This is a genomic window from Corynebacterium atrinae (assembly GCF_030408455.1).
Lineage (GTDB): Bacteria > Actinomycetota > Actinomycetes > Mycobacteriales > Mycobacteriaceae > Corynebacterium > Corynebacterium atrinae.
Genome location: NZ_CP046977.1, coordinates 1,881,083 through 1,906,645, shown reverse-complemented (window position 1 = coordinate 1,906,645; position 25,563 = coordinate 1,881,083). Strand labels below are relative to the sequence as shown.

At 62.3% G+C, this 25,563-nt stretch carries 28 protein-coding genes and 2 tRNA genes; 21 read left to right on the top strand and 9 right to left on the bottom strand.

Annotation, left to right across the window (positions count from 1 at the left end):
• The first annotated feature begins 6 nt into the window (after positions 1 to 6).
• From CATRI_RS09320 to CATRI_RS09285, 8 genes are read left to right on the top strand one after another with little or no spacing between them, the layout of a single operon-like run.
• Complete coding sequence (locus tag CATRI_RS09320; RefSeq protein WP_290216908.1) at positions 7 to 972, top strand: PhoH family protein; 966 nt, start codon at positions 7 to 9, stop codon at positions 970 to 972.
• Positions 972 to 1,595 carry an rRNA maturation RNase YbeY gene (gene ybeY / locus CATRI_RS09315; RefSeq protein ID WP_290216905.1) on the top strand — a complete coding sequence of 208 codons (624 nt, stop codon included), beginning with the start codon at positions 972 to 974 and terminating at the stop codon, positions 1,593 to 1,595. The genes CATRI_RS09320 and ybeY overlap by 1 nt, the downstream gene beginning before the upstream one ends.
• Positions 1,596 to 2,933, top strand: a complete 1,338-nt coding sequence (locus tag CATRI_RS09310; RefSeq protein ID WP_290216904.1) for a hemolysin family protein — start codon at positions 1,596 to 1,598, stop codon at positions 2,931 to 2,933.
• Between the two features lie 31 nt (positions 2,934 to 2,964).
• Positions 2,965 to 3,816, top strand: a complete 852-nt coding sequence (gene pdxY / locus CATRI_RS09305; protein WP_290216902.1) for a pyridoxal kinase PdxY — start codon at positions 2,965 to 2,967, stop codon at positions 3,814 to 3,816.
• A 33-nt stretch (positions 3,817 to 3,849) separates the two neighbouring features.
• On the top strand, positions 3,850 to 4,770 hold the full coding sequence (gene era / locus CATRI_RS09300) for a GTPase Era (RefSeq protein ID WP_290221085.1): 921 nt from the start codon (positions 3,850 to 3,852) through the stop codon (positions 4,768 to 4,770).
• 26 nt (positions 4,771 to 4,796) lie between these two features.
• Positions 4,797 to 5,534 (top strand): DNA repair protein RecO, encoded by a 738-nt coding sequence (recO, locus tag CATRI_RS09295; protein ID WP_290216900.1) that lies wholly within the window; start codon positions 4,797 to 4,799, stop codon positions 5,532 to 5,534.
• 37 nt (positions 5,535 to 5,571) lie between these two features.
• Positions 5,572 to 6,300 carry an isoprenyl transferase gene (locus CATRI_RS09290; RefSeq protein WP_435384202.1) on the top strand — a complete coding sequence of 243 codons (729 nt, stop codon included), beginning with the start codon at positions 5,572 to 5,574 and terminating at the stop codon, positions 6,298 to 6,300.
• Between the two features lie 17 nt (positions 6,301 to 6,317).
• Positions 6,318 to 7,424: a VIT1/CCC1 transporter family protein gene (locus CATRI_RS09285; RefSeq protein WP_290216895.1), complete on the top strand. Its 1,107-nt coding sequence runs from the start codon at positions 6,318 to 6,320 to the stop codon at positions 7,422 to 7,424.
• Here CATRI_RS09285 and CATRI_RS09280 read toward each other — a convergent pair.
• Both CATRI_RS09280 and CATRI_RS09275 read right to left on the bottom strand, forming a co-directional pair.
• A complete protein-coding gene (locus CATRI_RS09280; protein WP_290216893.1) occupies positions 7,421 to 7,849 on the bottom strand; it encodes a Fur family transcriptional regulator in 429 nt (142 codons plus the stop codon). The genes CATRI_RS09285 and CATRI_RS09280 overlap by 4 nt on opposite strands.
• Before the next feature lie 73 nt (positions 7,850 to 7,922).
• On the bottom strand, positions 7,923 to 8,390 hold the full coding sequence (locus tag CATRI_RS09275; protein WP_290216892.1) for an ArsR/SmtB family transcription factor: 468 nt from the start codon (positions 8,388 to 8,390) through the stop codon (positions 7,923 to 7,925).
• 277 nt (positions 8,391 to 8,667) lie between these two features.
• On the opposite strand from CATRI_RS09275, the gene CATRI_RS09270 reads away from it, so the two are divergent.
• From CATRI_RS09270 to CATRI_RS09260, 3 genes are read left to right on the top strand one after another with little or no spacing between them, the layout of a single operon-like run.
• Positions 8,668 to 10,047 (top strand): glycine--tRNA ligase, encoded by a 1,380-nt coding sequence (locus CATRI_RS09270; RefSeq protein ID WP_290216890.1) that lies wholly within the window; start codon positions 8,668 to 8,670, stop codon positions 10,045 to 10,047.
• A gap of 2 nt (positions 10,048 to 10,049) precedes the next feature.
• Entirely contained in the window at positions 10,050 to 10,556 is a 507-nt protein-coding gene (locus CATRI_RS09265; protein WP_290216888.1) for a hypothetical protein, read from the top strand.
• 9 nt (positions 10,557 to 10,565) lie between these two features.
• Positions 10,566 to 11,039 (top strand): hypothetical protein, encoded by a 474-nt coding sequence (locus tag CATRI_RS09260; protein WP_290216886.1) that lies wholly within the window; start codon positions 10,566 to 10,568, stop codon positions 11,037 to 11,039.
• 31 nt (positions 11,040 to 11,070) lie between these two features.
• On the opposite strand, the gene CATRI_RS09255 is transcribed toward CATRI_RS09260, so the two are convergent.
• Complete coding sequence (locus CATRI_RS09255; protein ID WP_290216884.1) at positions 11,071 to 13,128, bottom strand: TPM domain-containing protein; 2,058 nt, start codon at positions 13,126 to 13,128, stop codon at positions 11,071 to 11,073.
• 69 nt (positions 13,129 to 13,197) lie between these two features.
• Here CATRI_RS09255 and CATRI_RS09250 point away from each other — a divergent pair, with 69 nt between their 5' ends.
• From CATRI_RS09250 to CATRI_RS09240, 3 genes are all read left to right on the top strand, one after another.
• Entirely contained in the window at positions 13,198 to 13,839 is a 642-nt protein-coding gene (locus tag CATRI_RS09250) for a YdcF family protein (protein ID WP_435384201.1), read from the top strand.
• A 45-nt stretch (positions 13,840 to 13,884) separates the two neighbouring features.
• The gene (locus CATRI_RS09245; protein ID WP_290216881.1) at positions 13,885 to 15,165 is read left to right on the top strand and encodes a deoxyguanosinetriphosphate triphosphohydrolase; all 1,281 of its coding nucleotides are present in this window, start codon (positions 13,885 to 13,887) and stop codon (positions 15,163 to 15,165) included.
• 259 nt (positions 15,166 to 15,424) lie between these two features.
• Entirely contained in the window at positions 15,425 to 17,089 is a 1,665-nt protein-coding gene (locus CATRI_RS09240) for a hypothetical protein (protein WP_290216878.1), read from the top strand.
• Positions 17,090 to 17,112: 23 nt separating this feature from the next.
• Here CATRI_RS09240 and CATRI_RS09235 read toward each other — a convergent pair whose 3' ends face one another.
• A complete protein-coding gene (locus CATRI_RS09235) occupies positions 17,113 to 17,538 on the bottom strand; it encodes a guanyl-specific ribonuclease (RefSeq protein WP_290216876.1) in 426 nt (141 codons plus the stop codon).
• Positions 17,539 to 17,590: 52 nt separating this feature from the next.
• Here CATRI_RS09235 and dnaG point away from each other — a divergent pair, with 52 nt between their 5' ends.
• Positions 17,591 to 19,504, top strand: coding sequence for a DNA primase (dnaG, locus tag CATRI_RS09230; RefSeq protein WP_290216874.1), 1,914 nt, complete (start codon positions 17,591 to 17,593; stop codon positions 19,502 to 19,504).
• Here dnaG and CATRI_RS09225 read toward each other — a convergent pair.
• Positions 19,501 to 19,743 (bottom strand): hypothetical protein, encoded by a 243-nt coding sequence (locus tag CATRI_RS09225; protein ID WP_290216871.1) that lies wholly within the window; start codon positions 19,741 to 19,743, stop codon positions 19,501 to 19,503. The genes dnaG and CATRI_RS09225 overlap by 4 nt on opposite strands.
• Before the next feature lie 162 nt (positions 19,744 to 19,905).
• Between CATRI_RS09225 and CATRI_RS09220 the strand changes: the two genes are divergently transcribed.
• Both CATRI_RS09220 and CATRI_RS09215 read left to right on the top strand, forming a co-directional pair.
• Entirely contained in the window at positions 19,906 to 20,073 is a 168-nt protein-coding gene (locus CATRI_RS09220) for a hypothetical protein (protein WP_290216870.1), read from the top strand.
• A gap of 142 nt (positions 20,074 to 20,215) precedes the next feature.
• Positions 20,216 to 21,028, top strand: a complete 813-nt coding sequence (locus tag CATRI_RS09215) for a YwiC-like family protein (RefSeq protein ID WP_290216868.1) — start codon at positions 20,216 to 20,218, stop codon at positions 21,026 to 21,028.
• Between the two features lie 49 nt (positions 21,029 to 21,077).
• Here the strand turns inward: CATRI_RS09215 and CATRI_RS09210 are convergent.
• Positions 21,078 to 21,150: transfer RNA gene (locus CATRI_RS09210), tRNA-Asn, on the bottom strand.
• Positions 21,151 to 21,319: 169 nt separating this feature from the next.
• On the opposite strand from CATRI_RS09210, the gene CATRI_RS09205 reads away from it, so the two are divergent.
• A tRNA-Ile gene (locus CATRI_RS09205) sits at positions 21,320 to 21,393 on the top strand.
• A 51-nt stretch (positions 21,394 to 21,444) separates the two neighbouring features.
• Here CATRI_RS09205 and CATRI_RS09200 read toward each other — a convergent pair.
• Positions 21,445 to 21,900, bottom strand: coding sequence for a nuclear transport factor 2 family protein (locus CATRI_RS09200; RefSeq protein WP_290216866.1), 456 nt, complete (start codon positions 21,898 to 21,900; stop codon positions 21,445 to 21,447).
• A 229-nt stretch (positions 21,901 to 22,129) separates the two neighbouring features.
• Here CATRI_RS09200 and CATRI_RS09195 point away from each other — a divergent pair, with 229 nt between their 5' ends.
• From CATRI_RS09195 to uriH, 3 genes are all read left to right on the top strand, one after another.
• Positions 22,130 to 22,921, top strand: a complete 792-nt coding sequence (locus tag CATRI_RS09195; RefSeq protein WP_290216864.1) for a GNAT family N-acetyltransferase — start codon at positions 22,130 to 22,132, stop codon at positions 22,919 to 22,921.
• 175 nt (positions 22,922 to 23,096) lie between these two features.
• Positions 23,097 to 23,504: a hypothetical protein gene (locus CATRI_RS09190; protein ID WP_290216862.1), complete on the top strand. Its 408-nt coding sequence runs from the start codon at positions 23,097 to 23,099 to the stop codon at positions 23,502 to 23,504.
• Between the two features lie 4 nt (positions 23,505 to 23,508).
• The gene (gene uriH / locus CATRI_RS09185) at positions 23,509 to 24,456 is read left to right on the top strand and encodes a uridine-preferring nucleoside hydrolase UriH (protein WP_290216861.1); all 948 of its coding nucleotides are present in this window, start codon (positions 23,509 to 23,511) and stop codon (positions 24,454 to 24,456) included.
• Here the strand turns inward: uriH and CATRI_RS09180 are convergent.
• Positions 24,453 to 25,253 carry an HAD-IIA family hydrolase gene (locus CATRI_RS09180; RefSeq protein WP_290216859.1) on the bottom strand — a complete coding sequence of 267 codons (801 nt, stop codon included), beginning with the start codon at positions 25,251 to 25,253 and terminating at the stop codon, positions 24,453 to 24,455. The genes uriH and CATRI_RS09180 overlap by 4 nt on opposite strands.
• Before the next feature lie 18 nt (positions 25,254 to 25,271).
• Complete coding sequence (locus tag CATRI_RS09175) at positions 25,272 to 25,526, bottom strand: acyl carrier protein (RefSeq protein ID WP_290216857.1); 255 nt, start codon at positions 25,524 to 25,526, stop codon at positions 25,272 to 25,274.
• Positions 25,527 to 25,563: the final 37 nt, after the last annotated feature.

Genomic DNA, 25,563 nt, shown 5'->3' with positions numbered 1-25,563 from the left:
CAACGCATGGCCACACAGGTGATCACGAACACGGTGGAGCTTGACTCCGCGTACGCGCAGACGGTGCTGGGCATCAATGATGAAAACCTGCGGGTGCTCAATAACCAGATTGATGCCGACATTTTCGCGCGCGGGCACGTCGTGCGGGTGACAGGCCCCGATCATGAGGTTGCGCGCGCCGTCAAGGTGCTGGACGAGTTGGAGTCCATCGCGCGGCGCGGGCACGTCATCTCGGCTGATGCGGTCAAGCACGCGGTGTCGATTGTCACGGTCGAGGCGCCGCAGTCGGTGGCGGAGGTCCTGGCCAGCGACATTGTGAGTCGACGGGGCAGGACGGTCAGACCGAAGACGTTGGGGCAAAAAACCTACGTCGATGCGATCGACGAGAACACTATTGTTTTCGGCCTCGGGCCTGCGGGCTCCGGCAAGACGTACCTGGCCGTGGCGAAGGCCGTGCAGGCGCTGCAGTCGAAGCAGGTCAGCCGCATCATTCTCACGCGCCCCGCGGTCGAGGCCGGCGAGAAGTTGGGCTTTTTGCCCGGCACTCTCAATGACAAGATCGACCCGTATCTGCGGCCGCTCTACGATGCGCTGCGGGACATGCTCGATCCAGAGATGATCCCCAAGCTCATGGAGGCCGGCGTGATCGAGGTGGCGCCGCTGGCGTACATGCGCGGGCGCACGCTCAACGACGCCTTCGTTATTTTGGACGAGGCGCAGAACACCACCCCGGCGCAGATGAAGATGTTCCTCACCCGCCTGGGCTTCGGCTCGCGGATGGTGGTGACGGGGGACATCACCCAGGTCGATCTGCCGACGGGGCAGAAGTCCGGGCTGCGCTTGGTCCGCCACATCCTGCGTGGTGTGGAGGACATTCACTTTTCGGAGCTGACCAGCCAGGACGTGGTCCGCCACGCGCTGGTGGGCCGCATCGTCGACGCTTATGACACCTATGAGGAGAAGCAGCACTAATGAGCATCGAAGTCTTCAATGAGTCCGGTTATGAGGGCGTCAATGAGGAGATGCTTATCGACGTCGCCTCCTTCGCCCTCGGCGAGATGGACATCCATCCGGATGCCGAAGCATCCCTCCACATCGTCGACCTAGCGACCATTGAGGATCTCCACGTCCGCTGGCTCGATCTCGACGGCCCCACGGACGTGATGACGTTCCCGATGGATGAGCTCACCCCCGGCAGCGGCAGCGTCACTGGCGGACGCCCCGACGCTCCCGAACCCGGTCCGGCGATGCTCGGCGACATCGTGCTGTGCCCCGAGTTCGCGGCGAAGCAGGCGCTGGCCGCCGGTCACGGGCTCGACCACGAGCTGGCGTTGCTCACCGTCCACGGCTGCCTGCACCTGCTGGGCTACGATCACGCCACGGCGCCGGAGGAGCGCGAGATGTTCGCCCTGCAGAATGAGTTGCTGGCCGACTGGTATGACGACGTGAAAAAGCGCGGCGTGACCTACCAGCCGAAGCCGACCGGCCCGCAGGCGTTTCCCTCGGCGGCGGATCGTGAAGCGCTGGATGGGAAGCTCCCGGGGATCCCGGCCATCGGCGAGCCGGCTAAGCCGGCCGAACCCAAGGACGCCTAAATGGATGAGGGTTTAGTCTGGCTGGCTGTACTAACTCTGTTGTCGCTGGCCTTCTCCGGCCTGTTGGGCACGGTCGAATCCGCCGTGAGTTCGATTTCCCGGGCGCGCGTGGAGGGCATGGTCAAAGATGATGTGCGCGGGGCGCGGACGCTGTTGCAGGTGGTCAACCGCCGCGCGGATCACATCAACCTGCTCATTCTGTTAAAGACGCTTCTCGATGTCTCGGCGGCCGTCTTCGCCGCCATACTCGCCCGGGAGTATTTCGAGTCGGACGTCTGGGCAATTTCCATCGCCATCGTCTCCGTCGCGCTGATCAGTTATGCCGTGGTGGGCGTGTTCGGCCGGACGATGGGCCGCAAGAACCCTTATTCGGTGTCCTTGCGTTCGGCGATGGTGCTGCAGGCGATGGCAATAGTGCTCGGCCCGGTGTCCAAACTGCTCATCTGGGTGGGCAACCTCATCGCCCCGGGCAACGGCTTCCGCGATGGCCCGTATGCGACAGAGGTCGAGCTGCGGGAGATGGTCGACATCGCCCAGGAGCACGGCATCGTCGAGGTGGCGGAGCGGCGGATGATCCAGTCGGTCTTCGACCTGGCCTCCACGACGGCGCGTCAGGTGATGTCGCCGCGCCCGGAGATGGTGTGGATCGAGTCCGAAAAGCACGCCGGACAGGCCACGACCCTGTGCGTGCGTTCGGGTTACTCGCGCATCCCGGTGATCGGGGAGAACCTCGACGATATCGTCGGGATCGTCTACCTCAAGGATTTGGTGCGGCGGACGTACCACTTGACGGATGGCGGGGCGTCGGTAAGCGTGACGGACGTGATGCGCCCGGCCACGTTGGTGCCGGACTCGAAGAACCTGGACGAGCTGCTGCATGAAATGCAGCGCGACCACATTCACATGGCGGTGTTGGTGGATGAGTATGGCGGCATCGCGGGGCTGATTACCCTCGAGGACATCCTGGAGGAAATCGTGGGTGAGATCACCGATGAGTATGACACCCGCGAGGTCGCGCCGATTGAGCCGATTGGCCGGGGGCGCTATCGCGTGGTGTCGCGGCTGACGCTGGAGGACCTGGCGGAGCGGATTGGGGACGACTGGGACGTCGACATTGAATTCAGCGAGGAGATTAGTGAGCAGGTAGACACCGTCGCCGGTCTCCTGGCGTATGAGTTGGGGCGCGTTCCGCTGCCCGACTCGGTCGTGGAAACCTCTGGCCTGCGGCTGACCGCCGAGGGCGGGCGTGACCGCCGCGGGCGGGTGCGGGTGGGCTCCGTGGTGGTTGATGTGCTGGAGGAACCGGCAGGTGTGGCTGACGGGGACGTCGATAAGTAGTTGGACCGTAGAACGTGGAAGAATTGGGCGGGTGAATATCCTCTCCATTCAGTCCCACGTCGCCTACGGGCACGTCGGTAATTCCGCATCCGTGTTCCCGCTGCAGCGCCTCGGCCACGAGGTGTGGCCGGTGTCCACCGTCAACTTCTCCAACCACACCGGTTACGGCGCGTGGCGCGGGCCGATGATCCCGGCTGCCGACGTCGCCGACGTCATCGCCGGCATTGAGGATCGGGGAGTGTTCGAGCGTTGCGACGCCGTCCTTTCCGGCTACCAGGGTGGCTCCGACATTGCGGATGTCATCATCGAAGCCGTAGCCAAGGTCAAGGCAGCCAACCCCGATGCGCTCTATGCCTGCGACCCGGTCATGGGCAACGCCAAGTCCGGGTGCCACGTCTCGGACCTCATCCCGCCGCTGCTGCGCGACCGCGTCGTGCCGGTTGCCGACATCATCACCCCCAACCAGTTCGAGCTGGGCTACCTCACCGGCCTCGAAGTTGGGGATCTGGAGTCCACGCTGGCGGCCGTCGACGCGGCGCGCGACATGGGCCCGTCGACCGTGCTGGTCACCTCCGTCGAGCGCCCCGACCGCCCGGAAGGCACCATCGAGATGCTCGCCGTCAACGACGAGGGCGCCTGGATCGTGCAGACCCCCTACCTGCCGTTTAAGCGCAACGGCTCCGGCGATGTCACCGCCGCGCTGTTCACCGGGCACTACGTGGCCAGCCGCAACGCCGCCGATGCTTTGGCCAAGACGGCCTCGAGCGTCTTCGATCTGGTGGAGAAAACCTACGAGGCTGATTCCCGCGAACTCCTGCTCATTGATGCGCAGGAGGCCTACGCCCACCCGCGGATGCAGTTCGAGGTCACGCAGGTCCGCTAACCTGTAGTTAAACCTCGGACCTAGGAGTCACTCATCAGCAGTTTCATCGATACCCCGGACGGCTTCCGCTCCGGCTTCGTCAGCTTCGTCGGCCGGCCCAATACGGGCAAGTCGACCCTCACCAATGCGTTGGTGGGGGAGAAGATCGCGATCACCGCGGATCAGCCGGAAACCACCCGCCATCCCATCCGCGGGTTGGTGCATCGCGAGGATGCGCAGATCATCGTCGTTGACACGCCCGGCCTGCACCGTCCGCGCACGCTGCTGGGCGAGCGTCTCAACGAGGTTGTCAAAGAAACCTACGCTGACGTCGATCTCATCGGCCTCACCATCCCCGCCGATGAGAAGATCGGCCCCGGTGACCGTTGGATCTTGGACAACGTCCGGAAGGTGGCACCCAATACGCCGATCGTGGGCATCGTGACCAAGATCGACAAGGTATCCAAGGACCAGGTTGGGGCCCAGCTCATGGCGCTGCACGAGCTGCTCGGCGGCGACAGTGAGGTCGTGCCCGTCTCCGCGGAGGATGGCACGCAGGTGGATGTCCTCGCCGAGGTCATCGCCAGCCTCCTCCCGGAGGGGCCGAAGCTCTACCCGGATGATCACCTCACCGATGAGGGCCAGGAAATGCGGATCGCCGAGCTCATCCGCGAGGCCGCGCTGGACGGCCTCAAAGATGAACTGCCGCACTCGGTGGCCGTCGAGGTCGATGAAATTCTGCCCAACGAGGAACGCCCGGATGTCCTGGACATCCACGCGATCCTGTACCTCGAGCGGGAGGGCCAAAAAGACATCATCAAGGGCAAGAATGGGCGTCGCTTCGGCCGGATCATTCACAACTCCCGCCAGGGCATCATCAAACTGCTCGGCCAGAATGTCTACCTGGACCTGCGCATCAAGGTGCTGAAGAACTGGCAGTCCGATCCCAAGTCCTTGGGTCGGCTTGGGTTCTAGGCGCTCCTAGCTGTGGGGTTGAGCTCATGAGGCGTGAGTCTTACCGCGACCGGGCACTGGTCATCCGGACCTATGATTTCGGCGAGGCCGACCGCATCATCGTGCTGCTCACCCGCCACCACGGCATCGTTCGCGGTGTGGCCAAGGGGGTGAGGCGGTCGAAGTCGCGCTTCGGTTCCCGGCTGCAACCCTTCGTGGACAACAGCGTCACGCTCTACCCCGGGCGCAACCTCGCCACGATCACCGAGGCCGACACGGTGGCGTTCTACGGGTCCGGCATCATCGACGAGTACCCGCGCTACACAGCCGCCTGCGCCGCCCTGGAATCAGCAGAGCGGCTCGCGGTGCTCGATGGCGACGATGATCCTTGGTTGTTTGATCACCTCACCGAGACCCTTGCCCGCATGCAGGAGACGGAGCACCCGTCGATGGTGCTGGATTCCTTCCTTCTCCAGGCGATGGCGCACGCCGGGTGGGCCCCCAGCCTGTTCGACTGCGCCCAGTGCGGCAGCCCTGGGCCGCACCACGCCTTCCACCCGGCCGTCGGTGGGGCGGCGTGCGTCACCTGCCGCCCCCCAGGCTCGGCGGAGGTCGCGGAGGAAGCCCTGCACCTCATGTGGTTGCTGGCGCATTCGCACTGGCCCGCCGCCCTGGAGCGGGCCCAGCCAGAGCTTATCGACGCCGCGCACCGCCTCACCCGCGCCCACCTCCAGTGGCACCTGGAACAAAAGGTCACCAGCTTGACGGTGATGGATCAGGTCTAGCCGGGGTAGTGGCAGAATGGAACAGGTGACTGAGTCAATGCCACCTGTGCCCGCCATCCCCGCCGAACGTCTGCCGCGTCATATTGCCTTGGTGATGGACGGCAATGGCCGTTGGGCGCAGGAGCGCGGCCTCAAACGCACCGAGGGGCACAAACGCGGCGAGGCCGTCCTCATGGATGTCGTCGATGCCTGCCTGGAGTTGGGCGTGCCGTACCTCTCCGCCTACGCCTTCTCCACTGAGAACTGGCGCCGCTCGGCCGAGGAAGTCCGCTTCCTCATGGGCTTCAACCGCGATGTGCTGCGCCGCCAGCGCGACGAATTGGATGCCAAGGGGGTGCGGGTGCGCTGGGTGGGCCGCCGACCGCGCCTCTGGCGCTCCGTCATCCGCGAATTCGAAATCGCCGAGGAACAAACTAAAGTCAACGACCGCCTCACCCTGGCCATGTGCGTCAACTACGGTGGCCGAGCCGAGATTATCGACGCCGCCCGGGACATCGCCCGCGCCGCCGCAGCGGGCCAGCTGCGTCCCGAGGACATCACCGAAAAGAACTTCTCCCAGTGGCTGGATGAGCCGGACATGCCGGACGTCGATCTTTTCCTTCGGCCCTCCGGCGAGAAGCGCACGTCCAACTTCCTGCCGTGGCAATCGGCGTATGCCGAGTTGGTGTTCCAGGAGAAGCTCTTCCCCGACTTCACGCCGGAGGATTTGTACGCGGCAGTAGTAGAGTATGCATCTCGTGACCGACGCTTCGGCGGCACGAAGTAGAACTGGGAGGCAGGCACATGGAATCCCACGTCGATGAGCCGACGAAAGCGCAGATTGCTCGGTGGCGTCGCTACCTGGCCAATGAACGCGCCGAAGCGGCCGTCTACCGGGAGCTCGCTCGCCGCAAGACGGGGGAGGAACGGGACATCCTTCTCGCATTGGCCGATTCGGAAGCCCGCCATGAGGAGTACTGGCGGTCCAAACTTGGCAACTACGTGGGCTTTCCCCGCCAGCCTGACCTGCAGACTCGCTTCATGGGAGTACTGGCTAAGCGTTTCGGGTCAGTGTTTACCCTCGCGCTCATGCAGACCGCCGAGTCGCGGAACCCCTACCTCAAGGACGAGGATGCCTCCCCGCAGATTGCCGCCGACGAGCGCATCCACGCCGAGGTGGTCCGGGGCTTAGCCACGCGCGGCCGTGAAAAGATGTCCGGTGGCTTCCGTGCGGCCGTCTTCGGTGCCAACGACGGCCTGGTGTCCAACCTTGCCCTCGTCGTCGGTGTCATGGGCTCCGGCGTGAGCTCCAACATGATTTTGCTGACCGGCTTGTCTGGTCTGCTCGCCGGAGCGCTATCCATGGCGGCGGGCGAGTGGGTGTCGGTGAAATCTCAGGGGGAGTTGTTGGAGGCATCCACTCCGCACCCCAAGGCGCACACGCTGCTGCCTCAACTTGACGTCAACGCCAACGAACTCAAGCTGGTCTACCGTGCCCGCGGCCTCAGCGAGTACGAGGCTCAAGCCAAGGCCAACTCGGAGTTCGCCCGCATGGCCCTGGAGCAGGCCATTGGCCTCGATAGGGAAGACCACCCAGAGGGTGTTGAGCAGCCGGCTCGCCCGGAAGAGGTGGTGGGGTCGGCCTGGACGGCGGCGGCGTCGAGTTTCCTCTTCTTCGCCACCGGAGCATTCATTCCCATTATCCCGTTCCTCTTTGGTGCGTCTCCCGTGACCGGGGCCCTTATCGCCGTCGTGCTGGTTTCCGGCGCGCTGATGATCACCGGCGGAGTCGTGGGAGTGCTATCAGGCAAGGCCCCGCTGTCTCGGGCCCTGCGCCAATTGGCCATCGGCCTCGGGGCGGCGGGAGTGACCTACCTTCTGGGCCTAGCTTTTGGAACGGTGCTGAGCTAGCCAGCGGCCTTGAGCTGGCACTCTGTACAGGTGCCGTAAATCTCGGCGTCGTGTCCGGAGAGAGAATAGCCGTGTTCCTCGGCGACGCGCTTGGCCCACGTCTCCACGGGCCCGCCGTCAATCTCCTCGGTGCGCCCGCACTGGGTGCACACCAGGTGATGGTGGTGGGATTCGTTGACGCACTGCCGGTAGAGGGTTTCCCCGTTGCTCATGTGGAGCACGTCGACGGCATTGATGTCGGCCAGGGACTGCAAGGTGCGATAAACGGTGGTGAGCCCCACTTTGAGATCGCGGGAATCCAGCTCTCGGTAGATTTCTTTGGCAGAGGCGAAGGTATCGATCTCGGAAAGAACCTGCACCACCGCGGTGCGTTGGCGAGTATTGCGGGCACCCAACTTCGGGGTAGCGGTCGGCAGGGGAGTCATGAGCAAGTGCTTTCTTTGGAAGGTGATCGTTCGATCATCCTATTATCCATACTTACGCAAGCTCTTGTTCTGATTAGGAGAAACTCTGCGGAGTGGGAGGCACCGGTGCCGGGTCGGGAATGGGATCGAGCGTTGGTTCCCCGGGCAAGGCGGCGGCGGGAGCGTGGGCGATCTGGCCAGTACCCGCATCCCCTTCGGGTTCGGTCCCGCGGTGGATATTGATGACCTGCCCGGCAGCAACCTCAGTCGGGGCCTCGTTGTGAAGCTCAATGGCCGCCATGATGAGGTCGTCGGCCCCGGGAGCCGCGAGGCGGTAAATGACTTCCCGTCCACGTCGCTCCGAGTTGACGATGCCGGAGCGTTTCAGCACGCGCAGGTGCTGGCTGATCAATGGTTGGGACTTACCCAGCCCGGCGACGAGTTCGTGGACGAAGTGTTCGCGCTCTGACAACCGCTGGATGATCTGCAGGCGCAAGCGTGAATCAAGAGCTCCGATGACGAGCTCGGCAGCAGCGAGATCACTGTCCGAGAGAGGATTCATGGCTACCACACCTAACTCTTCACGCAGGCTCAAGGCAGAAGGATGACGATCCGCTGAAGCCTTCATATTGGTACTCGGACAGTAGTCCTGCCCACATTGATGACAATTCACAGTATAGAAAATAAATGCTTAACTCTAGACATTTCACCCCCGTCTGGTTTCTTGCGCTTAAGTGAACAGCACAGCTCGCCCCGATACGGACTCGTAAACGCCGGGGGCGCTACACTCGGTGTACTGCAATCGACTTTGATCCCCTACCAGAGGAGTCTGAAACCGCATGGCGTCCGTCATCGATACCGTCGTTAACCTGTGCAAGCGCCGCGGCCTTGTGTATCAGGCCGGTGAAATCTACGGCGGTTCCCGATCCGCATGGGACTACGGTCCGTTGGGCGTGGAGCTCAAAGAAAACATCAAGCGCCAGTGGTGGCGCCACATGGTCACCTCTCGAGCTGATGTCGTCGGCGTGGACACCTCCATCATCCAGCCCCGCCAGGTGTGGGTCAGCTCCGGCCACGTGGAGGTCTTCACCGACCCGCTGGTGGAGTCCCTGCACACGCACAAGCGATACCGCGCAGATCACCTGCTCGAGGCCTACGAGGAGAAGCACGGCCACCCGCCGGCAAATGGCCTCGCAGACATCAATGACCCGGAGACCGGGCAGCCCGGCAACTGGACCGAACCACGTGCCTTCTCTGGCCTGCTTAAGACCTTCCTCGGCCCGGTCGATGATGAAGAGGGCCTGCACTACCTGCGCCCGGAGACCGCCCAGGGCATCTTCGTTAACTTCAAAAACGTCATGACCTCGGCGCGGATGAAGCCCCCGTTTGGCATCGCCAACATCGGCAAGTCTTTCCGCAATGAGATCACCCCGGGCAACTTCATCTTCCGCACCCGCGAATTCGAGCAGATGGAGATGGAGTTCTTCGTCAAGCCGGGCGAGGACGAAGAATGGCACCAGACTTGGATCGACGATCGTTACCAGTGGTACATCGACCTTGGAATTCGTCCCGAGAACCTGCGCCTGTACGAACACCCGCAGGAAAAGCTCTCGCACTATTCCAAGCGCACGGTCGACGTCGAGTACGCCTACAATTTCGCTGGCTCCAAGTGGGGCGAGCTGGAAGGTGTGGCCAACCGCACTGACTACGATCTCCGCGTCCACTCCGAGGGCTCCGGCGAGGACCTGTCCTACTTCGATCAGGAGACCAACGAGCGTTGGATCCCTTACGTCATCGAGCCGGCGGCCGGCCTTGGCCGGGCCATGATGGCTTTCCTGTGTGACGCATACCATGAGGATGAAGCTCCGAACAGCAAGGGCGGCGTCGATAAGCGAGTTGTGCTGAAGCTGGATTATCGCCTCGCCCCGGTGAAGGTGGCGGTGCTGCCGCTGTCGAAGAAGGAGCCGCTGACCGAGCAGGCGCAGGCCGTGGCCGCGCAGCTGCGCGGACTGTGGAACGTGGACTACGACACGTCCGGTGCAATCGGTCGCCGCTACCGCCGTCAAGATGAGATCGGCACGCCGTTCTGCGTCACCGTCGACTTTGACACGTTGGAGGACCAGGCGGTGACCGTTCGCGAGCGTGACACCATGGCTCAGGAGCGCGTGAAGCTGGATGACCTGCAGAATTACCTGGCAACTCGCCTGGCGGGATGCTAGCAATGCATTACACCAGTTGGGATCGCAGTGAGACCGACGCCCCCGTCCTCCTCGTCGAGGACGGACCGCAGGAGCTCGGCCGCTTCACCGCCGAGACTGCTGCCGTCAACGGCTCCACGTGGAAGCTGGACTTCGATAAGAATGCGGGGGCTACCGCCACGCTTCTCGACGGCCGCGTCTTCCGCGCCGTCGGCAACTTCCGCAAGGACAAAACCATCGAGGTCGTCCTGGGGGACAGGCAGTTCACTTTTGTCAATGAGAATAGTAACAACTGGATCGTTGACGATGCCGCCTCTGAGAAAGTGGCGCAGTTTTCCGGCGCCAACCACGGCGTGCGCAAGGCCATCCTCGAGTTCGAGGGTGAGGCGGCCCTGCCGGTCGAAGAAGTCGCCGCCTTGTCCTGGTTCGCGCGGCTGATCCTGGAAAGCCGGTTATCCAAATCCTCCACGGCGGTGATCGGCACCCTGGCGATCATGACCGTCGTTGCGATCCTGGCGTTCATTTTCTAAGGCTGCGGCATGGCGGACACGGCGGGGTTCTTCGGATCGGCCCCCGAGGGGCTATGGGAGTGGATTGGCAACGAGCTGATCGACCCGGAGGGAGACACCATCGCCCGCGTCCGCTCCGATGTCCTCTACTGCGATTCCGAGCGCCTCCTCGTCGAGTCCGTACCGGGCCCCCGTAAATTCCGGGCCCGCGCCACCACCGGCGACGGCCGCGTGTTCACCCTCGCCCAAGCCGGCTTCACCGTCGGCGTCCTCCATGCGCTCTGCGACGGCCGAGCCTACGAACTCCGTCGCACCAGCATCTGGCGCAAAGAACGCTACATCGTCGGTGAGCAGGGCGTTGTTGCCTACGTCAGCCCGCTGATTAGCGGAAAGGTCCAGTTCCGACCCGGACCCGTCTACGCCTCACTGCCCACCGTCGACGCGGTGTTCCTCAGCTGGGGATGCGTCCTGGTGGATTCCCCGGTCCGCCGACCGCGGGTGTAGGTTCCATCTGGTGCCGTCAGTGGTGGTCGGACTAGAAAGACCCGCCGCGGAAGCCGCCGCCTCCACCGCCACCGAAGCCTCCGCCGCCAAAGCCGCCACCGAAGCCGCCACCAAATCCTCCGCCGCGGCCACCGCCGGAAAGAATCTCGTTGATCACCATGCCGGTGACGATGCCGCCCATGTTGGAGCCTCCACCGCGGTTGGAGTACTGGCGGCGCTGGTAGTCATCGACGTCGGATTGGGCCTGCTTAGAAGCGTGTTGCGCCGCGGCGGTTGATTGGCGGGCTGCTTCAATGGCGCCACGAGTGTTGGTTGTGCGCTGCTGAATCGCCTGGGCTTGAAGGCGTTTGGCGTCCGCGAGGTACGTGCGGGCCTGGGCTTTGACCACGCGGCCGCGGGAGGCGATGAGGTCCTCCGCGCCTTGGATAGTGGCGGCTGCGGAGTTGAGCTGCTTGGCCAGGATCTGGAGCTGACGTTCCTGGTTGGCGGTGGTTTCGCGGACGGTATCCAATTGCTCGTCGAGTTCAGCGTCGATGGCAGTCAGGGCAGTGTAGGTACCCAGCGGATCGGAGGCCGCGGTCGTACGGGCCTGGTCGAGGGCGGCGATGGCTCGGCCGACGACGCTATCAAGTTTGTTCCAATCGGCGGGTGCACCCTGGGAGGTGCCGCGGCGCTTGAGATCGCCCGCCTCCCCGATTTCCTGCTCGACTTCCTCAATGAGGGCGCCGACGTTGGCGCGGGCGGTGTTGATGTTCTCATCGGCGTGTTCGATGCCATTGAGCAGACGATCGGCAACCTCGATTGCGTGCTCGGAGTGGCGGATGGCCTCGACCAACCCTCCCTGCTCGCCGGCTGGCTTGGCTTCCAGGTCTCGGGCGGAGCCCAAGGCTCCCTCGGCTTCGTCGAGGGAGGCGGAGGCCATCTCGAGATTGTCGTTGACGCTGGCCAGCACCTCAGGGGTGTATCGTTCGCGCAGCTGAGCCATGGTGTCGGTAGCCAGCGGGAGGCGAGCGCGGAGGTCGATGGTGCGCTGCGTGAGCTCGCCAATTTTGACGTCGGCGGTGGCCAAGAGGTTACGCATCTCGGCGAAGGCGTCAGCTTCGGCGTCGAGCGCGCGATCGGCCTGTCCGCAGGAGGAGATGATGTCTACGAGCATCGCGCGCCGCTCGGCAGGAGTCTCCGGGATGGAATCATTGAGTCGTTGCTGCAGGGCAAAAGCTTTCTGCATCGTCGTCGTCGAGTGGTTCATAGCGCGGGTAAAGGAACGGGTGCGCTCGGGCCCGAACTCGGAAATAGCCAGGTCAAGTTCCTCGCGGCCGCGACGGATCGATTCGTCGGTGGAGACAAGTTCTTCCTGCGCGCGGTGCTCGAGGGTTTCCATCGGCAGCTCGAGCATGCGGCGAGTATCGGAGGGGTCGATGGTGCGGGAATCCTCCAGCACGGCCGCATCGGTAGCCTTCCGCTTGCGGCGGGTATACGCCCAAACGCCTCCGCCGGCAGCGACGGCAGCTCCCGCTCCACCGGCGAGCCACGCAGCGGATTCGCCGGACATCTCGCCCGAGGAGGATGCGCCGCCGATGGCTGCCGCGGCGGCCTCATACCAATTGCTGTTCACCAGCTCGGGGTAAGCGGCTTGGTAAACGTCATCGAGCTCAGCCTCCGTCCATTGGGAGCCGCCGTTGATACCGAATTGCCGGGTCTCGGTGGCGATGGCCAACACACCAGTGTTTCCGCCACCATTGGCCTCGACGGCAGCCTTGGTCCACTCTTCGGGAGACATGTCACCGAAGCTAGGTAGGTACACGACGAAGATGGTCTTTTTTCCGTCGATCTTGTACTGCTGGATCTTCGATTCCAGGTCCGCGCTCTGCGAGGCATCCAGCACCCCTGACACGTCCGTCACCGGTGCCGACAGATGTCCTGGTGCGAGCGTATCCGCGGCCACTGCTTGCGCCAGCACCGTCGTCGGACTCAACGCCAGCGCGAGAGGAGCGCCACCTAAAAATGCAGCGGCAGAAATGGCTGCGGCGGCGGCCAGGATCTTCGGGCGAGGCATCGAGGGTTTCATGCGCACCAGACTACCGCCCATCCTGGCAGACTGTCCGATGTGAAAGCTCTTTATTTCCTGGCAGTTGCGGCAGCGGCGGGTCCCGCGCGCATCCTCGTTCATGCTTATCGACGCCGCCGTTTCCCCCTCCCGCACGCCCGCTCCGCGGTCGTGCTCGGTACGGCCCAATATGATGGTCGTCCCTCAAGGCAATTCGCTGCCCGCCTCGACCACGCCGTCCTGCTGTGGGAGGCCGGCCAGGTTGAGCATTTCTATCCCGTCGGCGGGAATCTCCCCGGCGATCGCTTTACTGAAGCCGAGGTCGGGCGTTCGTACCTGATTGATCACGGCGTGCCCGCCGAGCGGGTGAGCGCGGTGGGGCGGGGCAATGACACCCGGGGGTCGTTTTGCGCATTGCTTGACGTATGCCCCGATATCGGCCCGACCTTGGTAGTCACCGATCCCCACCACAGCCTGCGGGCGGAGAGGATTGCCCGGGAGCTGGGCATCGATGCTTATGCTTCGCCGACGCAGACGAGCCCGTCGCGCTTTCCGCGTCCGTCGTGGTGGTTAACTCTCTCGCATGAGCTGGGAGGATTGGCCGTCGTCGATGCCTCCCTCCTCGTCGGACGCGACAAGGCAGAGGAACTGGAAGGTGCGCTTCGGCGGATTCAGTCTGCCCTGCGCCCCTCACGGAAGGCCCGTCACGATCAACTCGATGCCGAGAAGGCGGCGGGGGAGAATCCTTGCTGAGGTCCGCGGCAAATAAGCTGGTTGCACGAGATTTAAAGGAGACTGATGTACCTCTATAATGCCGCCGACACCGCCCGCCGGTTCGCCGAGGCCCCCAAGGGCAGCGATTTAGCGAACGGCACTCCGGACCACCGCGGTGCCTTTGGGCGCGACCGGGCCCGGGTGCTGCATTCTGCGGCCCTGCGTCGGCTAGCCGATAAAACCCAGGTCGTCGGCCCCCGCGACGGGGACACCCCGCGCACCCGCTTGACGCATTCGCTGGAGGTCGCGCAAATTTCCCGCGGGATTGGCACCGGTCTCGGTTTGGATCCCGATCTCTGTGAAATGGCCGGGCTCACCCACGACATTGGACACCCGCCGTACGGTCACAACGGCGAGGTCGCACTCAACGAGGTCGCCGGCGATTGCGGCGGCTTCGAGGGAAATGCCCAGACCCTGCGCATCCTCACTCGCCTCGAGCCGAAAATCGTCTCCCCCTCCGGCGAAAGTTTTGGTCTCAACCTCACTCGAGCCGCCCTCGATGCAGCTTGTAAGTATCCGCGCACCCGCACCAACTCCGACGGCAGCATCAACCGCAAATACGGCTGCTACGACGAGGACGCCGAGATCCTCGCTTGGCTGCGCGAAGGCCACACCGACGAGCGTCCTGCGATGGAAGCCCAGGCCATGGACTGGTCAGACGATATCGCCTATTCCGTTCACGACGTCGAAGACGGCATCGTCTCCGGCCGCATCAACCTCCACGTCCTCTGGGATCTCGTCGAGCTCGCCGCCCTCGCGGAAAAGGGTGCCCGCGCCTTCGGCGGCACCCCCGAAGAGCTTCTCGACGCCGCCGATTCCCTCCGCCAGCTCTCCGTCGTCGCTTCGGCCGCCGACTTCGACGAAACCCTGCGCGGCTACGCAGGCCTAAAAAAGATGACCTCGGAGCTGGTGGGACGCTATGTCGGGGCGACGGTGCAGGCAACACTAGAGGGGGCGTCGATAGGCGGAACGACTCTCGGCCGCTACCACGGTGAACTGATTGTGCCACCCCAAGCCCTCGCCGAAGTGACACTGCTGAAGACCATCGCCGTGCTCTACGTCATGGACAAACCCGCGCACCTGGCCCGCCAGGACCGCCAACGCGAGCGCATCTATCGTGTCTTCGACTACCTCACTGCCGGTGCCCCTGGATCTCTCGACCCCATGTTCCGCCAATGGTGGGAAGAAGCCGAAACCGATGCCGCTCGCCAACGAGTCGTCATCGACCAGATTGCCTCCATGACCGAATCGCGGCTGGAACGGATGGCAAAGCGATCGGCTGATCTGGCTGCGTTTATGGATTAAAAGCTCCATTTGACTGAGCGCTCTAGGTTTCACGAATGATGCCGCGCACCTTTTGAATTGATTCTAAAACAATTCACCGCGTGGTGCGGTAGTATCTGCGGAATTGCCAGTATCGATGAGGGGATGAGCACGGCCAGCCGGCGGCAACCCCGTTTTCTTAGTGGAGACCCGAATGGATAGTCGTACCGATGTGCCGTCGGATCAGGATCTGACAACTGTTAGCCTCCGGAGCCACATAGAGCGTTGGATAAAGAACCACGTGGCAGCCACAAAAGTACTAGTTGCTGCCGCAATCGTGGTGACGGTTCTAGCAGTCAGTGCGATTATTCCGAGCTTTCGTCCCAACGCACCTGAAGTAGCTTCTCCTGAGGTAGCCGCACCCATCCAGCTAGAGCCTGCCGATCCAAACCTTGACACAGACGGTGACGGTATCCCCGATGTTGTGGAGGAAGAGGGGTGGACGACACTTGCCGGTTACACCTATGTCACCGATCCTAAAAATCCCGACACCGATGGAGATAGTCTGACCGACGGCGTCGAGGCTGGTCAGCGTGCTGAGAATCTTGCAGAAACGTCGCTTTACACTGGTGTCTCCGACCCTTTGAAAGCTGACTCAGACGACGACGGCCTTAATGACAAAGTAGAGGTCCTCGGATGGTCAACACAACGGGGAGAAACGTTCATCACCAACCCGATTAATCCGGATACCGACGACGACGGCCTTTCTGATGGAGACGAAGCCGGCGAAGTAGGCGACGACCAGGCGGATGAAACAGTCTATGCCGGATTCTCGATCCCTACTCTCGGCGACACTGATAGTGATGGGGTAGGGGATGCGGAGGAAGCCAACTCGGGAACCGATCCTCATTCCCAAGACACCGATGGAGATGGTCTTTCTGATTTCTTAGAGCTCAACCTGGTTGGTTCTGATCCCACCAATGAAGACACCGATGGCGATGGATTCACCGACAAGTACGAAGAAGAAAACCGCCACTCCGATGGTTTAGATCCACTATTTGAAGATGTGAAAGTCCCGCGGTGGGACTACGCCACGGACTTCGCCAAGGGTGCGTTTGCGGGCGATGCCATGCCGGTGGACTCTATCGCCTGGCTTGCCGGAAACCTGGCAGTCGGTGGGGCGAGCTTTCTTCCGGTGGTCGGTTGGATTATTGGCGGGATGTCGGACATTCGTGATGCGGTTGTCGCAGCGATCAACAAAGACTGGGTCGGCCTTGGGGTTAATGTTGTCGGAATCGTCCCGATAGTCGGTGACGTTACCGCGATCTCGAGAAAAGTAGAGAAGTTTCTTTCGACTAGCCCCCACTTAGCTCCGCAGGTTGCGCGCATTGTCTCACAGCTCAATCATGTTCCAGACCCCGATCGGATCAGGGTTGTGAAATCCATTTCGCCTGACAGCTGGGATTCGCTGAAGAAGGCAGGGGCTGATGATGAGAGCTTGTATCGCCTAGCCACGAGTGGCCGCATGAATCTCGACCGATTGGAGAATCTGCTGGATCGACCTGGTCATGTATCAGGCAGATCCGTTCAGTTTATGTCTGACGGTAAAGCAGGAGAAGACTTTTTAGAAAGAAATCGAAGTAGGTTCTTCGCTAAGGCGGAAACTCAATTCTCTGAATCAACCAAAGGGTGCGTTACCGTTTGTAATCCTCAAATCAGGAGATTTGATGTCGTAGCTAGAGGAATTGCACATGAGGCAAAAGTAGGGTCTAAGATCCTTGACTCTGCTACCAGGAGGCAGATCGAATCAGACGCGTATCTGATCTCAACCGGAAAGATCAAAGGCGCCCACTGGCATTTCTATCCCAGTGCCCACACGAGCCAATTAGGTGCTAGTGATCCCTTGCTCGACCTCCTCGAGGAGAAGGGAATCCGATACACCATCTACCTTCCGAAAACTCAATGACGCAACATCCTGCACGGACGCTGCTAGTTCTCTGCGTCCGGGATCTCGCAGAATGATCCGTAATGGTCGTCGCTGTAGTACCAGACATCCGGGTCTGACTTCGAGCCTCCGCCGACGACGATGCGGCGTTCGCCCCGGTGCCGCAGGCCAGGGGTGTCTACGGTGAAGCTGCGGTAGTAGGAGCTGCGTTCGTCGGGAAGCACGCCTTCGTAATTGCCGAAGTGACCGCCGTCCTCGCCGGGATACTCGTAGGGCCCGCCGGCGAGGATGTCATCGATGACGGGCGGGGCCTGGTCCGGGAGGCTGTCCACCGGACAGGTGGAGAGCCCGCTGGTGCTGGCGGGGGCGTCGATACGCTGGGGTGATGTGGTGAGATCGACGCCGAACCAGGCGGCGCCGACGGCGAGCACGATGGCGCCTGCGACGGCGAGGGTGGAGTTCTTCTTCACGGGTCGATCCTAACGAAGGCACTAGTTTGACCTGCGCGGTACCCTGTTCGTTATGGCTAAGGGACGCATTCCGGAGAGTGATATTCAGGCGATCCGTGAGCGCGCTGCGATCGAGGAGATTGTTGGCGAGTACGTCCAGCTCAAGCCCGGTGGTGCCGATTCCCTGAAGGGTTTGAGTCCGTTCAAGGACGAGAAGACGCCGTCCTTCCACGTGCGGCCTAACCGTGGCTATTTTCACTGCTTTTCCACTGGTAAGGGCGGTGATGTGTTCACGTTCCTCATGGAGATGGAGCACATTTCCTTTCCCGAGGCGGTGGAGCAGGTCGCCCAGGAAATCGGGTACACCATTAACTACCAAGGGGGTACGACGGGGGCGCGTCGTGAGGAGCCGGGTACCCGTAAGCGGCTCATTGATGCCAACCGCGCAGCCCATCAGTTCTACCGCGAGCAGTTGGAAACCCCGGGGGCGCAGAAGGCGCGCGAGTTTCTGCTCGATCGCGGGTTCTCGCAGGAGCACATTTACGCCTTCGAATGCGGCTATGCCCCCGAAGGCTGGGACACGTTAACCAAGCACCTGCTGCGCAAGGGCTTCGAGTTCAAGGAACTGGAAGCGGCGGGCCTGTCTAAGATGGGCCAGCGCGGGCCGATCGACCGTTTCCATCGGCGCCTGCTGTGGCCGATCAAGGACCTCTCGGGCAACGTCATCGGCTTTGGGGCTCGCAAGCTTTTTGATGATGACAACATGGGCAAGTACATGAACACCTCGGACACGATGCTCTATCACAAGTCCAAGGTGCTCTTCGGCCTGGACGTGGCAAAAAAGCACATCGCGGCGGGGCACCAGGCGGTAGTGGTCGAGGGATACACCGACGTCATGGCCATGCACGCCGCTGGCGTCACCACTGCCGTCGCCGCGTGTGGCACTGCCTTCGGCGAGGAGCACCTGCAGATCCTGCGGCGCCTCATGCTTGACGATAACTACTTCCGCGGCGAGCTCATCTACACCTTCGACGGCGATGAGGCCGGCCAGAAGGCGGCCATGCGTGCCTTCGAGGGGGACCAGAAGTTCACCGGCCAGTCCTTCGTGGCGGTTGCCCCCGACGGTATGGACCCCTGTGACCTGCGCCTGGAGAAGGGCGAGGCCGCCGTCCGCGATCTCGTCGCCGACCGCATCCCCATGTTCCAATTCGTCGTCGAGTCCATGTTGCGGGAGCACAATCTCGACACCGTCGAAGGGCGCCTCCAAGCTTTGCGACGCACCGTCCCCGTCGTCGCAGGCATCAAAGACTCCGTCCTGCAGACGGAATACGCCCGCCAACTGGCGGGCTGGATCGGTTGGTCCAACACCGACGAGGTACTGCAACAAGTCCGGGAGGAGGCGCGCCGCCCCAAGCCGGAGATGAAGCAGCGCCGCGCTACTCGATTTGATAGCGATCAGTCCGCGCCGGTGCAGACCACTCCGACGATGCCGCTGCCCAACCCCCGTGATTCGTTCTTGTGGCCCGAGCGGGAATCTCTGAAATTAGCGCTGCAGTATCCGGAGCTCGCAGGTTCGTACTACGACGGGATCAGCCGGGATGCGTACACCCACCCGGCGTATCGCATGGTTCGTCAGGCCATTGAGAACAACGGCGGGTGCGCAGCTGCGCACACCGGCGTGGACTGGATCGCCACCGTAGCGGGCGACATGGCCGATCTCGCGGGCCGTCAGTTGGTGTCCGAGCTGGCCGTCGAGGACATCCTGGTCGAAGACGAGGCGCGGGCGGAATACACCGACTCAGTGTTGTCCCGACTGCAGGAGGCCCAGGTGGGCAACCACATTGCTCAGTTGAAGTCACGTTTGCAGCGCATGCGGCCCTCCGATGACCCGGAGGCCTACAACACCCTGTTTGCCGACCTGGTGGCGTTGGAGCAGGCGCGCCGGGAACTCCACGAGCGAGCCTTCCGCGGCCGAACCCCGGCCTAGTCCGAATCGGGCTCGAGGACCTGGGAGCCGTCCGCCTGGCGGACGTTTTTCACCTCACGCATGCGCGGTTGCGGGTCAAGCTTGTTGGCCACGGCCTTGCGAGTAGCCGTCACCGCCGACTTAGCCACCGGTGAGTTCACCGCGGCCGAGTAGCCCTTCTTGATCTGCTCGAATCGACGTCGGCCGGCTTTTGTTCCGAGGACGTAGCCAGCGGCGGCTCCGATGACGAACTGGATCATGGGGTGAGTGCTCCTCAACGTGGTGCGGACGGGAATGGGGACAAGCCTACCTGCGTGCCGAAGCAAGAGCATGGATGAAAGGGGAGACAAATGCCTCCCGATCAGCTAGTTTCATATCCATAACAACTTCTTAGTGAGAACTCAACCAGGGATTGGGCATCGATGTTTGGCGAATTCGGTGGTGCAAGCCAGCTCTCGGCGCATGCGTCGGCGACACTCGCGCTGACTGCTTTGCTGTACGCCCACGTCGGCGATGACCGATCTGCTCTCACCTCGGTCGCCTCGGCGGTGGCCCATCCGCATTCCGCTGTGAGTGAGACTAAGCCCTGACCTTTCGGTTTGGCTGGTTACTACATCAAGTATCCAACTTTTGGATGATGTTAGAGTTGGCCCCATGGAAGCAAGTGCCAGCACCACCCCTCGCCGACCTGCGGCCCCGGGGAAGAGACGTCGCAAAGGAATTTCCCCCTGGGTGCCCAACCAGCACGGCGCCTGGGCGATGCTCATTAGCCCCGCCATCCTTGGGTTGATTGCAGGGATTGTGACCTGGGTGCGGGAACCTGTGCCGGGATGGCAGCCGGTGTTCGTACTTCCCGCCGTCCTCATCGCCTGGTTCTTTGGCTACTTCGCGTTCTTCGCTTTCGGCCTCGTGGCTAAGGCCCGCACCCCCGAAAGGCGGGCCCAGTACATCACGCCGGTCTACGTCTATGGCGGGGTTTCCTTGGTGGGCATCGCTGTAGCTCTTCTACTGCAGCCAGTATTGCTCTGGTGGGCGATCCCTTTCGCCCCGATGGTCGCAATCGCGGTGTGGGAGACGCTGCAAGGGCGTCCTCGGTCGACCGTCTCCGGAGTTTCCACGACGGTCGCTTCCGCGCTGCTCTTTCCCGCCTTAGTGATGGTAGGGCAGGGGATAGGGGCAACAACCCCGATTGCTCTACCCTCATTCTCCTGGTTGTCGATGGCCTTTCTGGCTCTCTACTTCACGGGCACCATTCCGTTCGTTAAGACCATGATCCGCGAGAAGAACAACACCCGATACCTGATCGGATCGATCGCCTATCACGTCGGGGCAGCAATGGCGATGAGCGTCTTGGTGATGATGTGGCGCCCCGGCCTCGTGGTAGCAGGGCTGATGCTTGCCACCATGCTCGTGGCTCTTGCCCGGGCTTGCTTCATCCCGTGGTCAGCCAAGAAAGGGGAGGCGTGGTCCGCGCGCCGCGTGGGCATGGCCGAAGTCCCGATCCTGTTGCTCGCGTGCGCGGCAGTCTTGGTGACGGTGACTTAACCTTGACATGCGGAAAGGCCCCGGAATCTCTTCCGGGGCCTTTCCTTTGCTCCTCCAACTGGGCTCGAACCAGTGACCCTTCGATTAACAGTCGAATGCTCTGCCAACTGAGCTATGGAGGATTAAGTTGTCCGCTGCTCAGTCCTTATCGGTGCTGTGCAACGAGACATAACTATAACGGGATAGCGTTGATGGTGGCAAATCGCCTGGCCACGGGCATATTCCCGCCGATGAAGGTGGGGGATTGTCTGAAGGCTCACAGGGGTAGATATACTGATCACGTTGTTACTGGGGGCTGTAGCTCAGTCGGTTAGAGCCGCGGACTCATAATCCGTAGGTCGCGGGTTCGAGCCCCGCCGGCCCCACTTTGGGTTTCCCCTTCCAAGTCGCGGAAGTTGGGTGGGAGGTTTGTCGTCTCACAAGTCTGAAATCGGGGCGGCGAGAGCGTCTGTATTTCCAGCATCCGCCACTATGGCGAGTGCTCTTTTAAGAAGTTGGATGTCTTCGACAGTTTCCACTTCGATCACTTTGCCCCACGAGAGTGTCAAGAACTCGAAAACTGTATTCTCATATCGCTCACCATTGGGCAGATCAGCGTAGAAAAGGGCTCGCACGGCGATCCGCGTGCGCCACGGCCAACCATTAACAAGGATGTCGTGGATCTCATACTGTGCGCCGGGGAAAAGATCGAAGACGCGGTTCCACCATGTGATCATCGATGCCCGGGTCGTCCGACGGCCTCCCAACGCGTGGTCGCCGTGTAGACGGTAGTTGAAGGATGGGGCCAGCTTGTCCACCATCGATTGAAAGTTGCCTGAGTTGATCTGGTCGAACATTTCCCGGACCTTTGACCTGACGATCAGCTTGTACATGTCCGTCCTCCTTCGGCTTCGCAATGGAATCCTGTCTGCTCTAACAAGAACTATCGTTGGTCTCCAATGCCAACGCAAGAGATCGAACGTAGGAAGGATCAACCTCTTAGATGCCGAATGTCCCGCCCAAACTTAGAGATTTCTGCTGGCGATGATCGTAGAGCTGGCCATTGGGTTAACGGGTGGTGCTATTGACCGCCCTTCGTTCGTAGTGTGAAGATGACGCTCGATGAATAACGCACTCTTTCGCGACCTCTATGACCTGCAGCTGCGCACGTCCGCAGAGGTGGATTCGGCCTCCAGTTACATCCGTCTGGGGCCGCTGTGGCTGGCTAAGTACCCCGGCCAGGGCTTCATTACTTATCGATCCATCGCGCCCGAGGTTGACCTGGAAGCGCTCATCGGGGAGGCGCTGGCCTACTTCTCGGCGGATCCGAGCATTGAGGAAGTTGAGTGGAAAACTCGCCAGCACGATGATCTCCCGGATATTTCCCGCTTACTGGTCAAATACGGCTTCGTTTTCGATGAGCCGGAAACGGTGATGATCGGCACGGTGGAGTCGGCGCTCAGGGCGGGCGCCGACCTGCCGACTGGCTACCGCCTTGAGAAGGCGGAAAACGAACAAGACCTGCGCGAGGCATCGGCCCAGGCGGGCGCTGTGTTTGGGGATTCCCCCGAACGGACCCAGCGGAGGTGTGAGGAGCTTGTCGCGCGGGCGAACGCGGAGCCGGATAGCTTCGAGATGTGGCTGGTCCGCGGGCCGGAGGGCGATGTGGTGTGCACCGGCCGGGTTGATTTCGTCGCACACACTGACTTCGCTGGGCTGTGGGGCGGCGCCTGCAATGAGGCCCATCGTGGTCAGGGGATATATCGCGCGCTGACTGCTCAACGCGCGCGCTCGGCCCAGGAGCGGGGAAAGAAGTTTCTCCAGGTTGATTGCACGGAGTACTCGCGCCCAATCCTTCAGCGCGCCGGGTTGGTTCCGGTCACTGTCACCACTCCGGCCATCTGGACCCACTAAAGCCTCAACCTCTACTTGAATAAACGGGGGTTGAAGTGGAGGTTTAGAGTTGCCGGTGTGACGGGTGGGGAGAATACTCGGTGCCAATCGCAAGGTGCACGAGAGGCCGTTGGGGAAGACGAACCTCGTCTTGCACTGCTTAGGCAGTGTTCGTGTTGGCCGAAGGAAATTCGACATGACCACCCTTGCACCAGAACTCGCACGCTGGCTCGGCGCGGCCGACTCCTCGGTCATTGATGACCACCCGTGGGAGCACTCCGACGTGTCTGCGCACCTGCCCGACACGGCTGCCGCCGCCGTTCTCACCGTGACGGGGATGCCGCGCGCTCTGCGCCGGGACATCGAGACGGCGATGGTCGTCTGCGTCCCCTCCGGGTCGCAGTTGTCCGTCCCCGGGGCCGATCCGCTCACCGCTGAGTGGTTTACTGCTTGGCGACGCTCCGCGGGCCCTACCGAGGGCGTCTACCTCGCCTGTCGGCAGGTCATCACCGGCACGCCGGGTGAGTTGGCGCACCTCAGCACGGTGGTGAGCAATCTCGCCACCCGCCACCACTTCACGGCGGAGCTGGTTTTGGTTGACTGAAGGCATGACTCAGCCACGAAAGATCATCCTCGACTGCGATCCCGGCCACGACGATGCCGTCGCCATGTTGCTGGCCGCGGGTAGTCCCGCCATCGACCTGGTGGGGGTGACCACGATTGGTGGAAACCAGACCCTCGATAAGGTCACCCGCAACGCTCAGCGCGTGTTCACCATCGCCAACCTGCACGACATTCCCGTGTACGCGGGTTGCGCCCGACCGCTGGTACGGGCACCACGTACCGCCGGTGATATCCACGGCGATAGCGGGATGGACGTCGAAGGCTATGAGCTGCCTGATCCTACCGTCGAGGTGGAGGCGGGCCACGCCGTCGACTTCATCATCGACACTGTCATGGCCTCCGAACCCGGCAGCATCACTCTCGTGCCGATTGGGCCCCTGACCAATATCGCACTGGCGGCACGCAAGGAGCCCCGCATCGTGGAGCGAGTCGCGGAGGTGGTGCTCATGGGTGGGGGATACCACGAGGGAAATGCTTCCGCCGTGGCGGAGTTCAACGTCCTCGTTGACCCAGAGGCCGCGCACATCGTGTTCAACGAGCCGTGGGAGGTCACCATGGTGGGCTTGGACCTCACCCACCAAGCCCTCGCCACCGATGAAATCGAGGCGGAAGTCAAGGCCATCGGCTCCGACATCGCGGACTTCGTCGTTGCGCTGTTTGGGTCCTTCCGCAAGGCATATCGCGCCAACCAGGGCTTTGAGCACCCCCCGGTGCACGACCCCTGTGCGGTGGCTTACCTGATTGATCCCGCGGTCGTCGATACGCAGAAGGTGCCCGTGGACGTGGAACTGAATGGCACGCTGACAGCAGGCATGACGGTGGCGGATTTCCGCGCACCGGCGGGGGACGAGTGCCACACGCAGGTGGCAACCACCCTCGACCACCGCAAGTTCTGGGACCTCGTCATCGACGCCGTGCGGCGACTGTCTTAGGAGTAGTAGCCGTCGCCGAAGGGGTCGAGGATGTTGTCGGCGACGTCGGCAATACTGTCGGCGATCCGGGTCGGACGGTAGGGGTACCTGCTGACCTCGGAGTCATCGGAAATGCCGGAGCGGACGAGGATGGTGCGCATGCCGGCCTCGAGGCCTGATTTGACGTCGGTGTCCATGCGATCGCCGATCATGACGGCACGCTCGGAGTGAGCACCGATGACGTTAAGCGCCGAGCGCATCATCACCGGATTCGGCTTACCGATGTAATAGGGGTCCCGGCCCGTCGCCGCCGTAATGAGCGCCGCGACCGAGCCCGTGGCGGGGAGGATGCCCTGAGGGGCGGGGCCGGTGACATCGGGGTTGGTGCAGATGAAACGGGAACCGCCGAGGATGAGATTGATGGCAGTGGTGATCGACTCGAAGGAGTAGGTCCGGGTCTCACCCAGCACCACGAACTCCGGGTCAACATCCGTGAGGATCCAGCCCTGGCTGTGCAACAGAGTGGTCAAACCCGACTCGCCGACGACATAGGCCGTGCCCACTTGGCGCTGGTCGGTGAGGAAGCGGGCCGTGGCGGTACCCGACGTCCAGATGCGCTCCGGCGGAATGCGCAGGCCGGTCGCAGCCAAACGCGCGGACAGGTCCCGCGGGGTATGAATCGAATTGTTGGTCAACACCATGAACTCGATGTCATTGTCCATGAGTTCACCGAGGAATCGATCAGCCCCGGGAATCATCTCGCCCTCGCGGATGAGGACACCGTCCATGTCGGTCAAATAAGAAATGCTGGCAGTCATACTCGCCATTGTGCCCCTTTACTCGGGATCTTGTGTGGCTACGAGCTCCGCAAGATCGCCAATCGTTCCCACACTAAACACCGTCGGATCGTCGAGGCGAACGTTGAAGGTATCTTCGATGCGCACGGCGATCTCGATCATCGCCAAAGACGTGATCCCCAGGTCGGCGATTCGTGACTCCGGGGTGAGCGACGCGGCGTCTACTCCGGAGGAGTCCTCGATGATCTGGGTCAGCTCGGGGGACAGTTCTGCGGGGCTCGTCGGTGAAGTCATGGCTCTTAGCTTAAGCCACCCACCCCGGCTGGGTACG

Bases quoted from the DNA above. Each gene is read 5' to 3' on its own strand.
- CATRI_RS09245 (WP_290216881.1), top strand. From the start codon at position 13,885: ATGTACCTCTATAATGCCGCCGACACCGCCCGCCGGTTCGCCGAGGCC.
- CATRI_RS09270 (WP_290216890.1), top strand. From the start codon at position 8,668: ATGGCGTCCGTCATCGATACCGTCGTTAACCTGTGCAAGCGCCGCGGC.
- CATRI_RS09200 (WP_290216866.1), bottom strand. From the start codon at position 21,900: ATGTACAAGCTGATCGTCAGGTCAAAGGTCCGGGAAATGTTCGACCAG.
- CATRI_RS09260 (WP_290216886.1), top strand. From the start codon at position 10,566: ATGGCGGACACGGCGGGGTTCTTCGGATCGGCCCCCGAGGGGCTATGG.
- CATRI_RS09190 (WP_290216862.1), top strand. From the start codon at position 23,097: ATGACCACCCTTGCACCAGAACTCGCACGCTGGCTCGGCGCGGCCGAC.
- uriH (WP_290216861.1), top strand. From the start codon at position 23,509: ATGACTCAGCCACGAAAGATCATCCTCGACTGCGATCCCGGCCACGAC.
- CATRI_RS09225 (WP_290216871.1), bottom strand. From the start codon at position 19,743: ATGATCCAGTTCGTCATCGGAGCCGCCGCTGGCTACGTCCTCGGAACA.
- CATRI_RS09220 (WP_290216870.1), top strand. From the start codon at position 19,906: ATGTTTGGCGAATTCGGTGGTGCAAGCCAGCTCTCGGCGCATGCGTCG.
- ybeY (WP_290216905.1), top strand. From the start codon at position 972: ATGAGCATCGAAGTCTTCAATGAGTCCGGTTATGAGGGCGTCAATGAG.
- dnaG (WP_290216874.1), top strand. From the start codon at position 17,591: ATGGCTAAGGGACGCATTCCGGAGAGTGATATTCAGGCGATCCGTGAG.
- CATRI_RS09195 (WP_290216864.1), top strand. From the start codon at position 22,130: ATGAATAACGCACTCTTTCGCGACCTCTATGACCTGCAGCTGCGCACG.
- CATRI_RS09180 (WP_290216859.1), bottom strand. From the start codon at position 25,253: ATGACTGCCAGCATTTCTTATTTGACCGACATGGACGGTGTCCTCATC.
- CATRI_RS09285 (WP_290216895.1), top strand. From the start codon at position 6,318: ATGGAATCCCACGTCGATGAGCCGACGAAAGCGCAGATTGCTCGGTGG.
- CATRI_RS09255 (WP_290216884.1), bottom strand. From the start codon at position 13,128: ATGGGCGGTAGTCTGGTGCGCATGAAACCCTCGATGCCTCGCCCGAAG.
- CATRI_RS09265 (WP_290216888.1), top strand. From the start codon at position 10,050: ATGCATTACACCAGTTGGGATCGCAGTGAGACCGACGCCCCCGTCCTC.
- CATRI_RS09175 (WP_290216857.1), bottom strand. From the start codon at position 25,526: ATGACTTCACCGACGAGCCCCGCAGAACTGTCCCCCGAGCTGACCCAG.
- recO (WP_290216900.1), top strand. From the start codon at position 4,797: ATGAGGCGTGAGTCTTACCGCGACCGGGCACTGGTCATCCGGACCTAT.
- CATRI_RS09320 (WP_290216908.1), top strand. From the start codon at position 7: ATGGCCACACAGGTGATCACGAACACGGTGGAGCTTGACTCCGCGTAC.
- CATRI_RS09275 (WP_290216892.1), bottom strand. From the start codon at position 8,390: ATGAATCCTCTCTCGGACAGTGATCTCGCTGCTGCCGAGCTCGTCATC.
- CATRI_RS09280 (WP_290216893.1), bottom strand. From the start codon at position 7,849: ATGACTCCCCTGCCGACCGCTACCCCGAAGTTGGGTGCCCGCAATACT.
- CATRI_RS09310 (WP_290216904.1), top strand. From the start codon at position 1,596: ATGGATGAGGGTTTAGTCTGGCTGGCTGTACTAACTCTGTTGTCGCTG.
- CATRI_RS09290 (WP_435384202.1), top strand. From the start codon at position 5,572: ATGCCACCTGTGCCCGCCATCCCCGCCGAACGTCTGCCGCGTCATATT.